The sequence below is a fragment of the Dyadobacter sp. CY345 genome, assembly GCF_021502725.1.
In the GTDB taxonomy this organism is placed as follows: domain Bacteria; phylum Bacteroidota; class Bacteroidia; order Cytophagales; family Spirosomataceae; genus Dyadobacter.
Genome location: NZ_JAKFFS010000001.1, coordinates 534,062 through 547,961, shown reverse-complemented (window position 1 = coordinate 547,961; position 13,900 = coordinate 534,062). Strand labels below are relative to the sequence as shown.

Annotated in this window: 9 protein-coding genes; 2 read left to right on the top strand and 7 right to left on the bottom strand. The window is 42.1% G+C overall.

All coding sequences use genetic code 11. From position 1 onward, the window contains the following. Window positions 1–11: 11 nt before the first annotated feature. The 7 genes from L0657_RS02400 to nirB form a co-directional block, all read right to left on the bottom strand. A complete protein-coding gene (locus L0657_RS02400; protein ID WP_235148797.1) occupies window positions 12–935 on the bottom strand; it encodes a putative zinc-binding metallopeptidase in 924 nt (307 codons plus the stop codon). Between the two features lie 60 nt (window positions 936–995). After that, the gene (locus L0657_RS02395) at window positions 996–2,477 is read right to left on the bottom strand and encodes a RagB/SusD family nutrient uptake outer membrane protein (RefSeq protein WP_235148796.1); all 1,482 of its coding nucleotides are present in this window, start codon (window positions 2,475–2,477) and stop codon (window positions 996–998) included. A gap of 13 nt (window positions 2,478–2,490) precedes the next feature. Then, the gene (locus L0657_RS02390; protein WP_235148795.1) at window positions 2,491–5,862 is read right to left on the bottom strand and encodes a SusC/RagA family TonB-linked outer membrane protein; all 3,372 of its coding nucleotides are present in this window, start codon (window positions 5,860–5,862) and stop codon (window positions 2,491–2,493) included. A gap of 282 nt (window positions 5,863–6,144) precedes the next feature. Continuing rightward, window positions 6,145–6,822: a response regulator transcription factor gene (locus L0657_RS02385; protein WP_235148794.1), complete on the bottom strand. Its 678-nt coding sequence runs from the start codon at window positions 6,820–6,822 to the stop codon at window positions 6,145–6,147. A gap of 17 nt (window positions 6,823–6,839) precedes the next feature. Continuing rightward, window positions 6,840–8,267, bottom strand: coding sequence for an ATP-binding protein (locus L0657_RS02380; RefSeq protein ID WP_235148793.1), 1,428 nt, complete (start codon window positions 8,265–8,267; stop codon window positions 6,840–6,842). 6 nt (window positions 8,268–8,273) lie between these two features. Continuing rightward, window positions 8,274–8,627 carry a nitrite reductase small subunit NirD gene (gene nirD, locus L0657_RS02375; protein ID WP_235148792.1) on the bottom strand — a complete coding sequence of 118 codons (354 nt, stop codon included), beginning with the start codon at window positions 8,625–8,627 and terminating at the stop codon, window positions 8,274–8,276. Between the two features lie 100 nt (window positions 8,628–8,727). After that, on the bottom strand, window positions 8,728–11,244 hold the full coding sequence (gene nirB / locus L0657_RS02370) for a nitrite reductase large subunit NirB (protein ID WP_235148791.1): 2,517 nt from the start codon (window positions 11,242–11,244) through the stop codon (window positions 8,728–8,730). 277 nt (window positions 11,245–11,521) lie between these two features. Here nirB and cobA point away from each other — a divergent pair, with 277 nt between their 5' ends. After that, window positions 11,522–12,280 carry a uroporphyrinogen-III C-methyltransferase gene (gene cobA / locus L0657_RS02365; protein WP_235148790.1) on the top strand — a complete coding sequence of 253 codons (759 nt, stop codon included), beginning with the start codon at window positions 11,522–11,524 and terminating at the stop codon, window positions 12,278–12,280. A 231-nt stretch (window positions 12,281–12,511) separates the two neighbouring features. Then, the gene (locus L0657_RS02360) at window positions 12,512–13,873 is read left to right on the top strand and encodes an alginate export family protein (RefSeq protein ID WP_235148789.1); all 1,362 of its coding nucleotides are present in this window, start codon (window positions 12,512–12,514) and stop codon (window positions 13,871–13,873) included. Window positions 13,874–13,900: the final 27 nt, after the last annotated feature.

Below are 13,900 nucleotides of genomic sequence, written 5' to 3'. Positions count from 1 at the left end.
ACGAACAGTGATTATAACAACGGAATCAGAGCAGCACGGGTTTTCTTTTGTAATTCATAAAAGTCAATATTCCACGCCGTTTTGTAATAATTTACAACGAGAGCTTCCTTACGCCTCAATTTTGCCTGAGCATCTGCCTGGCTTGTTCCATTCACACTAAAACCGGCCGGAATAGAATTGATCATTTTATCCCATCCGGACCTGCCTTCAACAAGCATTGTCGCAACAGTCTCTACAAAATCTTCATCAAAAGCCGAACTTGCATAGGACGTAATAAAGCCGTCCCGGCGCGCCTCAGCATCAGAGACATTGATCCAGTTTTGGCCCTGATACAAACCTCTGCCGATCTCCTTAAATTCAACCGGATACAGGATCGTTTGATGTAGAATGTGCGCGAACTCGTGCTGTAGAGTATGGGTTGATTGTTTTACATTGGCAGAATCCCGCGCTGCTATATAACCGCTCATTCCTCTTACCCGGAAATTATTCACGTCAAACAAAACAATTTTCCTTCCTCCTTCCGCCTGTCCCAAAACCACCGATCCATCTGACAAGTATTGTACGCTGCCTGACATGATAAATGTTTTTGGCGAGTATTTATTAAAAAATACGCTCCCCGCCTGGGCAATATAAGGCTTGATCCAGGTATTCAAGACGGCCCTTGTAACCGGAACTATCTGCTCCTCTTTTGGAGGAACGAGTGTTTTGGTGACATCTCCGAATTCGAACTGATCCCACCTGTATTTCATAATGATGTTATACGGTGTTGTCAGGCTATCGGTGATGTATTTATCAATCGCAGTTGGCGGGATTACCTCACCTCCTAAGCCGGAAATCTCTTCCACATTTTCAAGCTTATCTTCTTTGCATGAACCTAACAGCAAGGTCAATGCAAGCGCTGCAAGAAAAGGACTAAATGTTATTTTTATCTTCATTTTTCTTCAATTTAGATCAAGTTCAAAAGCCCTGGGGAATTTGAACATTTTGATAAATATCTATCTTGGATTTAACTGTATACCCGACTGAACAACCGACTGTGGCAATTGCAGCAATCTTTTAGGATCGTCGATATCTACCGTAATCACCTGTCCGTTGCGGGTTGCATGTGTAACACCAATTCCATAACGAAGCATATCAAACCAACGCATACCTTCCTGCGTAAATTCGATTCGGCGTAAATCAGCAATAGAGATTAACAATCCAAGAGAATTGTTCTGTGTTGAATTACTCAAACCATAATAACTACGGATTTTTTGAAGTGTCACGGCCTGAGTACCGGCATCATAATTTCTCAAACGTTTGCTCATAAATAAATTGATATCTGCCAATGCGGCAGTACCATTTCCCAGATACAAGTTAGCCTCAGCACGATTGAACAAAACTTCCTCGGCTGTAAACAAAGGCACCATCACATAAGGATCACCGATTTCGGCGTTGACCGATTGTTTAACAAAATATTCAGTGAATTTTGGAATCAATAAATTGCCTTCTCCCTGCGTATATACTGGATATGCCCAGCTGGCATTAGTTCCGGTCAATCCAGAGACCTGGCTGATCTCATTCCACTTCGCATTAGTTAAGCCATAACGATATTGGGCCACGTAACGACCATATACTGAGCTGGTTTCTACAAGTAGTAAATTCGCAGGTTCGCTCGCTCGCGAGTATCGATTAAATAACCCATCGGGCGTTAATGACAAATAATCAGTATTCCAAGGCCTTAAATTTGCAGCAATATCTCCCGATGGATAAACACTGTTTGCATAAGAAAGCGTCTTGGCATAATCACGTTTTACCAAATAAAAACGCGAAGCAAAAGCATTGGCTGCGGCAATATTAAAATGGTATTTAGGAACTGTGTAGGAGAAATCTTTGATCAAGGGCAGTCCCTCTACCAAATCCTTCTCAATCATTTCATAAACGTAGGCAACCGTTCTTCTTTCATATTGCTTGATTACCACATCTTCCGGAACAGTCACATAAGGTATTCCCGGATCGGTTGAAGCTGTTTCAGGATCATAAAATTTCGAAAAAAAGCTCACAAGCATAAAATGCGCATAGGCTCTTGCAACCAACGCTTCTCCCTTTTGCGCTGAAAAAATCGATGGATCGGGTGCTTCACTGATTACCTGCAACGCAAGATTTGCCGCTGCAATAGCTTTGTAAGCTTTCGCCCAATACATGTCAGGGGAATCCGGAATATCTACCGGCGCATCAACTACCTCAAAAAGATAAGAACCACGATTGACCCGGTCGTCCTCTCCTACTCCTTTATCATCAGAATTGTCGCTCATGGCTTCACTGAAAGCTAAATAACCGCCCTGTGGATAAGCTGTGGTCAGTAATTGAGAAACCTGTTCAGGGGTTTTAAGCGTGGCGCGGGTGCTGTCTGGTTCCGTTGATAAAAAATCATTACAACCAAGCAAGGCCAGCAACGGTGTCAATAAGAAAATTCGATTTATATATTTCGTTTTCATATCTGATCATCTGTTATAAAGTAAATTTAAGCGCTACCGTAAACTGCTTTTGAATAGGCTGCGCCACACCGCCGGTATTGAAAAATTCAGGATCCTGCCCTTTCAGCTTTTTATCGGCATAAATAAGCCACGGATTGATCGTCGAAATCTGGATAGAAGCCGCTGTCATACCCAATCTCTGAATTGTTGTCAAAGGGAAACGGTAAGCAAGCGACACAGATTTTAACCGAACGAAATTCCCGCTCGCAACACGCTGACTGGAATAATTGTAGGTTGTGTAAGGATAAATACCAGCAAGATACTGATTCTGTAAAATGTCAGGAATGGATGGAATATTGGTAATTTTTTCATCTCCCGGCATTTCCCATCGGTCGTTAAATTCTTTCGGAGAGGCATCAAGATCACTGAAAGATGGGCGAGAGTTATCTGTCCCTTTGTAAAGCGGGTTAAGCCGGATTTTATTTCCAGCTTGTCCTGTTAAAAATACGTTCAAGGTAAATTCACGATAGGTGAAAGTATTATTCAAACCTCCTGTGAGCGGAGGATCCACAGGTCCTTCATATTTTAAATTAGCTGTATTTAAATCCTGAAGATATACATCTGAGCTAACTTCTCCTTCTTCATTCAAAAACGTTGGAACGCCTGTTGTAGGGTTCAGACCGCGATAATCCACAGAGAACAAACCTCTGACTGGATAACCCTGAATATTAGCCCCCTCTGCTTTCACCATATCAAAAATGGTTGGAAGGTTATCTACACTGGTGATTTTTGTATGCGCATACCCCGCTGTAAAACGCGACCGCCAAGACCAGTCCTTTGTTTTAGAAATCACAGCTTCAAGTGAAAGGTCAATTCCCTTTGACTGCATATCCGCATAATTGGCAATTTTATAAGTCTGCCCACCGATGCCGGAAGTTTTAATTCTGTCAATCAAATCAAAACTATTTCGCAAATAAACGTCGGCCGTAATGTTGAATCGATTTCCTAAAAGTCCAAGATCCAGACCGATATTTCCACTATATAATTTCTCCCAGGTAAGTTCAAGATTGGCCAGAGAAGCCAGGTCGATCGCAGATTCCTTTTCATCCGTGTAAGGGCGATTTGTAACTAAACTTTTAAGCAAAACTGCCGAATTGGTTGCAGGGCCGGTACTGGCAGTCAGACCGTAACTTCCCCGAAGTTTTGCATAACTGACCCATGTCAGATTTTTGATAAATTCTTCTCGGTCAAGGTTCCACGAACCGGCTACTGTCCACGTCGGCAACCAGCGACCAATGGCAGATTTACCGAAACGATTGGAACCGTCATAGCGCGCATAAGCAGTGAAGTTGTATTTTTCATCCAGCGTATAACCTAAACTCGCATAAAATGCGGCGAAACGGTCGAACGTTTTTTCCATTTCAAAGTACTGAAAATTACTTTCAATGGTTTGTTTTAAAATACGGTAATCAACGAATGGAGTTCCGCCCTGGTCATATTGATACCCGTAACCGGTATTGTTCGCGTTTTGTCTATTTGTAAATTTAATTTCCTGACCAACCAGCGCATTAATGGCATGTCTTTCTGAAAAAGTTTTGTTGTAACGCAGATTATTTCTTACGTTGTAAAAACTCATTTCATCCTCATTGCGGTTATAAAAACCACCTCTTGGCAAAACGACCACCGGATATGCATCAGGATCGTCCGGGTCTCTGTATAAAAATTTATTTTTAAGCGCGATGGTAGAATTTCCCGCCGCGCGGTAAGCGTTGGCCATGTTGGAATTCTCGGTGATCTGATGTTCCTGGCCAGTCTTAATATACCTGAGGGCACCAACAAAATCGTATGAAATATGAGGCGTAATTTTGTAACCCAGATCGGCCTGTAAGCGGATATCAACCAGATCCAGATCTATGTAATTATTTTCAAGTTCTGAAAGTATGTTGAATGGTGCAAAGTTTCTTCTAAAAAACTCGCGGTTGCCATTCTCGTCGAAAGCGGTAAGCGTCCGGCTGGTATTTAGTGCATAACTGAAAGGGTTAATATCAAAATCTCGGCCATAAGTTCCATCAACCGGATTGGCCTGGCGGGTCAGAGAGCCCGGGGCGCGCTGATTACGGACCGACGACAACGTTGAAAAACCGAGGGTAAGTTTGTCAGACAAATTGTAGGTATTCCTGAAATTAAGCGTGTAACGTTTCACCTTATCAACGACAGTCCAGCCGTTGTCATTCAGAAAACTTGTAGAAAAATAGGATTGGGATTTATCTGTTCCGAAGGAGACACTCAGCGAATGTTCCTGCACAAAATTATTTTTGAATAATACATCAAACCAGTCCGTATTGGCACCTGCATAACGCAGCAGGAAATCTTTTTTTGCCTGCGGCGTATTAGGTATACCAAAAGAACCGTCGTCCGTTGCGTTTAATAAACTATAATATTTGCCATAAACTCCATAATCAGGATTATCCAGAACATTGGAATTCAGATATCCTTTTCTTTCCAACTCGCCTAAAACAGACATCTGTTCAGCAGAATTCATAATATTAAAATTCCGGTAAGAAGGTTTCAGCTGGGTACTGAAATTTCCTGAATAACTGATAACAGGTTTCCCTGACTTTCCCTTTTTCGTGGTGATCACAATTACGCCGTTCATTGCACGCGCACCGTACAACGCTGCGGCTGCGGCGTCTTTCAGGATATCAAAAGATTCGATATCATTTGGGTTAAGTCCCGCAACAGCAGAACCAAGCAAAGTTGTAGGGTCACCGCTGGATAGCTGATCGTTGGAAATATTGACAATGTCTTCTAAAACAACTCCGTCAACAACCCAAAGTGGCTTATTATCACCATTAAGAGAAGTGGCGCCACGGATACGGATTTTCGGCGCAGCACCGAATGTTCCTGAAACATTTTGGATAGAAACCCCGGCAGCACGTCCTTCAAGCATACGGCTCACGTCCGGCAATCCGTCGATACGAATATCTTCGGTTTTTAAAGTTACGGCAGAACCGGTAAACTTATCTTTGTCAATTTGCTGAAAACCTGTGATAACGACATCCTGAAGGCCTACTGCATCTTCGGAAAGCTCTATGCTGACAGATCTGGCAGCCGGTACTTCTGCCGGAAGAAAACCGATCATGGTCACGACCAGCGTAGCGGTTTCGTTGACATCTGGCAGCACAAATTCGCCTCGTTCGTTACTTACAGTGCCTTTTGCCACGCCCTTAACCCGAATCGTAGCACCGATAAGGAGTTCGCCGGATTTACTCTTCACTACCCCACGTACTTCAATATTTGCAGCTGAGACCTGCGTTGAGATGATGGTAAAAACTGCACAAAAAAAAGTACTTAATAAGAACGCAAAGAATGGCCGGAAGCCATTGATCCGATAAAAAATCCTCATACGTGAATGAAAGTAAAGTTCTTTATTAAATAGGTCTTGACTTTAATGAATCCAATTATACAACTAAACAAAATAATAAACGAGAAATTTTTCGGCGGAGTATCTTTAAACCGATAATATAATTTTGACCAATAAAATTTTTCTTATCGATCAAAATACCAAATTTGTACGAAATAAAGGACTTACTTACACAAATTCAGCATATGTAGGGGTGGCAACACTTAAATTTAGTAAAAAAAATAAATATTTACAATAACTGTATATTTAATTTATTTAAGTGACTTATACCTTTTGGCGGTCTCTCAAAGCCATTCCAATTAATTCAGCGGTATTTTTAACATTCGCCTTCCGCATAATACTAGCGCGCTGATTCGCCACAGTGTTTGAACTGATTGCAAAATGCTCGGCAATATCTTTACTGCTCATGCCTTCTGTCAGACATTGTAAAATTTGCTGCTCACGGGGCGTCATTTTGTTCCAGACCGAATTCCCACCGGTCATTGGTTTATTTTCAGGTTCTTCCACCGGTTCTCTTTGTGAAGTGATAAGATTTCGGATAATGATGGAGGAGGCATTGGGAGGATAATACAATTCACCGGCCGCCACACTGCGAACCGCTTTAAGAATTTCTTCACGTCCTGTATCTTTTAACAAGTAGCCGGCAGCCCCACTTTTCACAGCTGATAAGATGTAATCAGGATTGTTATGCATACTGAATACAAGAACTTTTACTTCCGGATAAACTGGAACTAGTGCTTTGATGGCTTCAATTCCCGACATTCTGGGCATCGTAAGATCCAGCAGAATGACATCAGGACTTAAAGCCTCCACACTATCCAGCACTTCATCGCCGTCGGATGCCTCGCCGACTATCAAAATATCTTCCTCGTCCTCCAACAAAGTGATAATACCTTGTCTTACAACCGAATGATCATCAACAACCAGTATACGTATTGCCATCTCGCCAGGATTATGATTTACACATGAAGATTAATTACCAGTTTGGTTCCGGAGTCCACTTTTGATATAATTTCCATTTTACCGTTGAGCAATTGCGTACGCGTTCGGATATTTTCAATTCCGTTTTGTGTCAAAAAAGATCCGTTTTTATTTTTCAAATTACTAATTAAAAATCCTTTCCCATCATCCTCAATCTCCAAAACTATCTGATTCTCTTTTTGTTCTAATTTTATCTTTATATTGTCCGATTCAGCATGTTTAACCGCGTTATTCAAAGCTTCCTGGGCGATTCTATACAGTCCGATTTCCATAGGTCGGGCCAGTGCGATACGATCCTTTATACCCTCATATTTTATTTTTATTCCTGACAATTCCGAGGTTTGCGCGCAAAGCAGATTCAACGCTGCACTCAAACCAAAATCACTCAAAACGGAAGGCATAAGATTGAAAGAAACCTGGCGGGTTGTGTGAATTGTATCCTGGATCAACGTTACAAGTTTGTCAAAACGAAGCCTTTGTTTCTCATCATCAAACTGCATTTGTTTGAGTTTTTCGGCCTGGAGTTTCAGTCCGGTCAGCATTTGTCCGATACCGTCGTGCAATTCCAGTGCGAAACGTTTTCGTTCTTCTTCCTGCCCTTCGATTATTGCCGCTGCTCTAACCCGGTCTTCCGCCAGTTGCAGCTGATACTTTTCTTCTTCGCTTCTTACCAGATCGTCCTGTGCCCGAATAAGCTGACTATTAACTACTTTCAGTTTTTTATTTGCCACGCGCACAGCATCTTCCGATGCTGCCAGCAAACGAACGACCCGTCGTGTGGTGTTTACAACGGGCCTGAAAATCAAAATACCTTCTGCCAGAAGGACCAGTAAAGTGAGCACATCAAGAATCCATTCTATCTGCTCCAAAATCCTGATCCTTCCATAACTTTCTTTATCAAACTGAAAAACAATAGCTTCCATTTGACTGAGAAATATTGGCTCGGTTGAAAGAATCGTTTGAAGTGCCATTTTCTTTTCCTCTTCCGAAACTATCTGACTGTCGATAATCAGAAAATTCTTATACATTGTCTGAAAAACCGGTTCCAGATCTTTATACATTTTTTTGATCGAATCGCTTTTCAAAACCACAAATTCACTTTCCATCTTGATCCGTCCGCGAAGCAATTGTTCGTGGCTTACTTTCCAGACATGAAGCAGTGAGTCGATTTTGACAGAATCCTTTGTTGGAATTTTTTCGGTTTGTAAAATAGCAAGCTTTGTCAAACGCTGACTTAACATGCGCTGGCGACCGGCCACATTAACTACCCGACTGTCATGATTTAAGTTATTGATCGTCCTTCTGACTAAAAAAAGTCCGCTGACTGTCAGCACGGCGACCAAAGTCAGCGCGACGATGTAATATCTTGTCAAACGATCCGCAACCTGACTTTCGAGTTTTTCCATTTTTATTTACAACCCAATATAAACCTGATTTTCCTTGACGATCACGGGAAAGGTATTGATTTTATATTCGTCATCGGTCAGGCATTGTCCGCTTTTTAAAGAGAAAGTTTTTTTGTGAAACGGGCAGGCAACCTTGGGCTCATCTCCCTGACTTCCGATCATTCCGCGGCCTATGGCCATTTGCTGGCGGTGTGGACATTGGTTGTCAGTAGCATACCACTCGCCTCTTCTGGCAAAGTTGAAAATAGCAATTTGTTTTCCTTCGATTAAGGCGCAGCCTCCGCCGTCTTCGGGGATATCGCTGACGTTGCAGGCAAGGTGCCAGATTATTCTGTCTTTTGTGTTATGTGTTGGTTCCATGGTGATTTTTTATTGGAATGATTTATTGATAACATCCACGCCCCGGCGCCATCGGGCGGTGCCCGATGCTAAGATATGTCGGCCTTACAGGCCTTTTTGGCTAGACCCATTCTTTGGCTCGTTTTTGGGTGCGCATTTCTTCGAATGTTATGGTTGGATCTTTTTCAGGGACGTTTACAAAATGATTGTAGCGTTTTCTTAATTCCGGACTGTTAACAACTTCTTTCCATTCACATTTGTAGTTATTGATCAAAGTCTGCATTTCTTCTTCAAATGCTAAGGATAATCCCAGAAGGTCATCCACAATAACTGCTTTTAAGTAAGATAATCCACCTTCCATTTTGTTCAGCCAGGTGGCTGTTCTAGTCAATGGATCGGCCGTTTTGATATAAAACATGAGGAATCTATCGATCAGTTTTATACAGGTTTCTTTGTCAACATCGGAGGCCAGCAATTGCGCGTGCTGGGGTTTTGAACCACCATTTCCGCAGACATATAAATTCCATCCTTTTTCAGTAGCGATGATGCCAAAATCCTTACTCTGCGCCTCAGCACATTCACGGATACATCCAGAAACAGCAGATTTGAATTTATGCGGAGCACGAATTCCTTTATATCTGTCTTCAATTTCAATAGCAAAAGAAACAGAATCCTGCACCCCAAATCGGCACCAGGTTGATCCTACACAACTTTTTACAGTTCTTAATGCTTTCCCGTACGCATGACCGCTTTCAAAACCAGCATCAATCAATTCTTCCCAGATCAAAGGCAGGTCATTGACGTGGGCACCAAAAAGATCTATCCTTTGTCCTCCGGTAATTTTCGTATACAAATTATATTTTTTGGCAACCTGTCCGATCACAATCAATTTATCTGGTGTAATTTCTCCACCCGGAATTCTCGGAACAACTGAATAGGTTCCTCCTTTTTGGATATTAGCCAGATACCGGTCATTGGAATCCTGAATAGGCGCACGGTCTTTTGTCAGAACATTTTCATTCCAAAGACTGGCTAATACCGACGCCACTACCGGCTTGCAAACTTCACAGCCATCACCATGTCCAAACTCATTCAATACTTCACCATAGGTTTTCAACCCATTCATTTTCACCAGATCCAATAATTCCTGGCGGGAATGATCAAAATGTTCACAAATAACTGTTTTGATATACTGCCCATTTTGCTTCATCACACCCTGGATAATATCTTTCACCAGCGGAACACAGCCACCACAGCCGGTACCGGCTTTGCAGGATTTTTTCAGCAGATCTATCGTATTATTGCCTTTTTCACCAATTTCATGGCAAAGCATTCCTTTTGTAATCGCTTCGCAGGAACAAATCAGGGCGTCATCAGGCAAACTCATCACCCCGGCACCTGCCTCTTCTCCGCCTCGCAAACCTAAAATAAGATCTTCCGAATCTGGTGGAAGAATTGTTTTATTTTTACAGGTTTGTAAAAGCATATTGTATTGCTCCGCATCACCTACCAGAATTCCACCCAGTAATTCTTTACCATCCGGCGAAACGTTGATTCTTTTATATATACCTTTTGCTTTATTTTCGTAGCGGATTGTTTTACAGGCTGGTTCCTCAATAAAAGGATCTCCAAAACTTGCTACATCCGTCCCGATAAGTTTCAGTTTTGTAGACATATCATAAGGCAAAAACGCTTTGTCTACACCCGTCAAAGCACTGGCAACTACATCTGCCATTTCATAACCCGGCGCAATAAGTCCGTAGATCATATGATGCGCCAAAGCACATTCCCCTATGGCAAAAATATAGGGATCAGAAGTTCTTAATCCGTTGTCGACAATGATCCCGCCGCGAGGGTGTGTTTCCAAACCTGCAATTTTTGCGAGTTCATCGCGCGGACGGATACCGGCAGAAATTACGAGCATATCCACATCCAGGAAAGTATTATCAACAAACTGCATGCCTTTGATACAATCGTTACCCACAATTTCCTGCGTACTTTTTGCAAGATGGATATTCAAACCAAGAGATTCCAGCTGATTTTGCAAGATTTTAGAACCGGCATCATCAATTTGTCTGGGCATCAGGCGTGAAGCAAATTCTACGACATGCGCCTCTTCAAGACCAAGATCAAGCAACGCTTTGGCCGCTTCCAGACCTAGCAAACCTCCACCCAAAACGGCGCCTCTTTTTGCCTTACGGGCATATGCCTGGATAAGCTCTAAATCTTCAATTGTTCTGTAAACAAAAACACCGTCTTTTTCCACACCGGGAATAGATGGAACAAACGCGCCGGAGCCGGTTGCCATGATCAGATAGTCGTAATGTACTACATGACCATGATGTGACCTTACCAATTTTTCTTCTCTGTCGATATCAACCACCGGGTCCGAAAGAAATAGTCTGATGTTATTTTCTTCATACCATTCTTTACTCGCCATCGTAAGATCGTCCGCAGATTTACCAGCAAAATATTCACTCAAATGCACACGATCATAAGCCACACGAGGTTCTTCCCCAAAAACCGTCAGCATGAATTCCTGATCATTTTTTTTCTTGGCCAGCAATTTCTCGCAGAATTTGTAGCCAACCATACCATTACCAATGATAACAATATGCGTGTTTGTGTTTGCTTTCATAGTTATAAGTAACTATTAATTTTGAATAACCCTGTTGTTTTATTGCACTTTTTAAATATTTAACTATTTCACCTACCTAATAGTACATGTCAAAATTAAAGCGTGTTTTTCACAAATCCTAACGTTTAATTCTAATTTAAGTTAAAATTGATGCTTAATTTTTGGCAAAAGTGTTGTTTTATAAAATATTGATGCTAATTTTGAACCAACAATAGCGATAGTTACTATTTACTATACATAGTATATTTCTAATATTCACCAGACATATATAAAAGAGATGGATGCGAAACTTACACTCGTGGGAGCAGGTCCTGGAAACGGAGAGCTGATTACTTTAAAAGGAATCAAAGTTTTAAGAACAGCCGATGTCGTTTTATACGACGAACTGGTCAGCACTGAAATTCTTGATTTTGCACCGGAAGCAGCAATGAAAATATATGTTGGAAAAAAAGTGGGTGAAGCCTCTTTTTCTCAGGATGAAATCAATGGACTGATTGTAAAGCTTGCCCGGAAACGCGGACATGTAGTTCGTTTGAAAGGCGGTGATTCTTTCGTATTTGGGCGTGGTCATGAGGAAATGGAATATGCCCGCGACCATGATATTATCTGCGAAGTAATTCCGGGTGTTTCAAGCTGTATAGCTGTTCCGGCTTCCCTGGAGATTCCGGTGACCCGTCGCGGTGTAAGTGAAAGTTTCTGGGTCATTACCGGAACGACCAGAAATGGAGAACTATCGGACGACATGCGGTTGGCGGCACAGTCCAAAGCCACCATTGTTGTGTTGATGGGCATGAATAAACTGAATGAAATTTGTGATTTATATAAATATTTTGGCCGCGGACATTTACCGATGGCGGTGATCCAGAACGGAACGCGTGCGGACGAAAAAAGTGTGATCGGGCAGGTTTGGGAAATGCCACGATTAGTGAAAGAAAATAAACTGGGCACGCCGGCAATCATCGTGCTTGGGGAGGTTGTTGGGTTGCATCCATCCTATGCGATGGAATATTTGCAGAGCGCCAATCTGGCCTCTTAAAATAAAAGCCGATCCGGTGTGGGGACACCAAAATCGGCTTATGTACTATCCCAACAGGGCTATTCAAACCTAGGGATGTTGTTTATGTATCACACAAACGCACCAAATAAAATGGAAAAAAGAACATAAAGCAAATTCCTGAGTATCCGGAGCGTACGGTGTTGCCTCTGTGACCGAATTCTGCCATAGTCATGGCAACAGTTACTTTTTTTCATTTTATCACAGATTCAAATGAAAACAAAAATCTACCTCCTGATTACAGGAGTTGCGCTAGTCATGTCTTTTCTGCTACCTTCACAATCAAAGGCTCAGTTGAGCATTTCAGGTCAGCTTCGCACACGTTCTGAGCTTTTGGATGGTCAGGGTTCTCCCCTTTCCAAAGGAAGCAAACCGGCATTTTTTACTTCGCAACGCACGCGGTTGAATGTTGGATACAAAGGTTATCGAACAAATTTTTATATATCTGCACAGGATGTGCGGGTTTGGGGACAGGATGCTTCAACCAATAACCGCATCGTAAATGCCAATTTAAATGGTTTTATGTTACATGAGGCCTGGGGAGAAATTAGTTTAGTGGACACCAATCAGACCAAACTTGGAAAAGAGTTTTCAATCAAGATCGGTCGCCAGGAATTGCTTTATGACGACAGCCGGTTGCTTGGAAACCTTGACTGGCTGCAACAGGCACGGCGTCACGATGCGGCATTAATCAAGTATGGCAACAAAGGTTTTGCCGCTCATTTAGGCTTTGCGTATAACCAGAACAGTGAGTTAAAAACAGGCACTTTATACAATGGCGTACCCAATGGTTATGCCGCCGGAACTAATGGAATAGGCACGATGTATAAGTCGATGCAGTTCGTTTATTTGGGTAAAAAGCTAAGTCAGGGGAATGTCTCATTTTTGATTTTAAAAGACGATTTTCAGAAATATACTTTGACTGCAACAGGCACAAAAACACTTGAAAAAGGCGTAAACAGCCGGGTAACGTTGGGGCCATATATTCAAACGAAACTAGGGAAAAACTGGAATTTTACAGCCAGCGGTTATTTGCAGCAAGGAAAAGATAAAGATGGCGTCCGATTATCGTCTTATATGTATTCGGTGAGAGCAATTTACGACGTGAACAGGTTTATCAGTTTGGGACCAGGATTTGATTATACTTCCGGCAGTGGTTCTCGCAGTAATAAAAACAGAAGTTTCGACCCGCTTTACGGCACACCGCATAAGTTTTGGGGACAAATGGATTATTTCTATGCTGCAAACGGATTCGGGAAGGGTGGACTTTCAGACCTATACCTGACCAGCACGATCAAAGCATCTCCAAAACTTTCTATCCAGGCAGATCTGCATCAATTTTCAAGTGCTGCGCAGATTAACGACGCCAAAGATGAAAAACTGAGCAGCAATTTTGGAGAAGAACTGGATATTATCGCAAGCTATAACTTAACCAAAACGATCAGTTTTCAGGGAGGATACTGCACCTTTTTGCCAACAAACTCACTGGCTCAGGTAAAGGGAGTAACCGATCCAAAGAAAATGGCCAATTGGGCATATCTTATGATCAGCATCAAGCCTGACTTCCTGAAATAACTTCTTATCATATAAAATTCAAATTCT

What these genes read in the sequence shown, in the direction of transcription:
- L0657_RS02395 (WP_235148796.1), bottom strand. Translation starts at nt 2,477, where the DNA reads ATGAAAACGAAATATATAAATCGAATTTTCTTATTGACACCGTTGCTG.
- cobA (WP_235148790.1), top strand. Translation starts at nt 11,522, where the DNA reads ATGGATGCGAAACTTACACTCGTGGGAGCAGGTCCTGGAAACGGAGAG.
- L0657_RS02400 (WP_235148797.1), bottom strand. Translation starts at nt 935, where the DNA reads ATGAAGATAAAAATAACATTTAGTCCTTTTCTTGCAGCGCTTGCATTG.
- L0657_RS02385 (WP_235148794.1), bottom strand. Translation starts at nt 6,822, where the DNA reads ATGGCAATACGTATACTGGTTGTTGATGATCATTCGGTTGTAAGACAA.
- nirB (WP_235148791.1), bottom strand. Translation starts at nt 11,244, where the DNA reads ATGAAAGCAAACACAAACACGCATATTGTTATCATTGGTAATGGTATG.
- L0657_RS02380 (WP_235148793.1), bottom strand. Translation starts at nt 8,267, where the DNA reads ATGGAAAAACTCGAAAGTCAGGTTGCGGATCGTTTGACAAGATATTAC.
- L0657_RS02390 (WP_235148795.1), bottom strand. Translation starts at nt 5,862, where the DNA reads ATGAGGATTTTTTATCGGATCAATGGCTTCCGGCCATTCTTTGCGTTC.
- nirD (WP_235148792.1), bottom strand. Translation starts at nt 8,627, where the DNA reads ATGGAACCAACACATAACACAAAAGACAGAATAATCTGGCACCTTGCC.
- L0657_RS02360 (WP_235148789.1), top strand. Translation starts at nt 12,512, where the DNA reads ATGAAAACAAAAATCTACCTCCTGATTACAGGAGTTGCGCTAGTCATG.